The 1,209-nt window shown below is 73.4% G+C and carries 1 protein-coding gene; it reads left to right on the top strand.

Going from position 1 to position 1,209, the window contains the following annotated elements; all coding sequences use genetic code 11:
- Nucleotides 1–666 precede the first annotated feature (666 nt).
- Nucleotides 667–819 (top strand): hypothetical protein, encoded by a 153-nt coding sequence (locus MWU75_RS19625; protein WP_247094146.1) that lies wholly within the window; start codon nucleotides 667–669, stop codon nucleotides 817–819.
- The last annotated feature ends 390 nt before the right edge of the window (nucleotides 820–1,209 follow it).

Consider the following 1,209-nt stretch of genomic DNA (forward strand, 5'->3'; position numbering starts at 1 on the left):
GACTTGGTGGAGCGTTCCAGGCACCGCCCGGTCACCGGGTCGGTCAGGAGGCGGTGCATCACCGATCCCGGCGTCAACGCCAACCTGGTGACCTCCTGCGGGGAGAGGAAGAACGACCGGCGACCCTGCACCTCCCCGACCCCGAATAGCCCGGACCCGAACCTTGCCTGTCTCGGCGGCCGGGGCTGGGGACTGGAGGCAGAGCCCTCCCGCCGGTCCGGCTGCCGGATCGAGCAGCTGCAGTCCGGGCCGTGCCCACCTGCCCCGGGGGCAGGGCCCGCCCCACCGCCGGTCGGCGCGCTTCCCCCCGGGGCTGTGCCCGGTGGCCGGGCAGAGCTCTCCCCACCACCGGAGCCTGATGGGGCAGCCTCGTCCCCGGCGCCGGAGCCTGCAGGGACAGCCTCGTCCCCGGCGTCGGAGCCTGATGGGGCAGAGCTCTCCCCCGGGTCGGAGCCTGATGGGGCAGCCTCGTCCCCGCCATCGGACCCGTCGGCCGGGTCAGCAGGGGCCGGTCCCGCGCCTGCCGGACAGGTGCAGGACCCCGCACCGGGTTCGCCGGCCGCGCTGGGACGATGGGTGGTACCCGCGTCGGCGTGGTCGTTGTCAGTGTCGGTGTCGTGGTCTGTGTCGTTGTCGGGGTCGGGGTTCAGGTGGTTGAGGGGGACGATGACGTTCAGGACCGCTGCGGGGAGCCCGGCCAGGATCGCGGCGAGCTGCTCGGTCTGTTCCGGGGTGATCAGGTCCGGGTCGGCGTCCAGATCGGGCAACGTCACGGTGCCCTTCAACAACAACGTGGCCGCGACCGCGGAGCGGATCTGACCCAGGCTGCGCTGGTCGCCGTTGGCGCGGGCCCGCCGGGCNGATCGCGGCGAGCTGCTCGGTCTGTTCCGGGGTGATCAGGTCCGGGTCGGCGTCCAGATCGGGCAACGTCACGGTGCCCTTCAACAACAACGTGGCCGCGACCGCGGAGCGGATCTGACCCAGGCTGCGCTGGTCGCCGTTGGCGCGGGCCCGCCGGGCGGCGCCCTCCACCCGGTCCAGGATTGCCGCGACCTGGGTCGCGGTGCACCGCATCCCGAAGGTCCCGGTGCCGTCCTCATCCATCCGGCCCCAGGTGTCGGTGCCCTGCAGCGACTTGGCCCGGGACTTGGCGCGCCGCTCGTCCTCATCCAGGTGGGCCTCGGCCTTGGCGACCTCCCGGTCCAGGGC

The organism is Ornithinimicrobium sp. F0845 (assembly GCF_023015765.1).
Lineage (GTDB): Bacteria > Actinomycetota > Actinomycetes > Actinomycetales > Dermatophilaceae > Ornithinicoccus.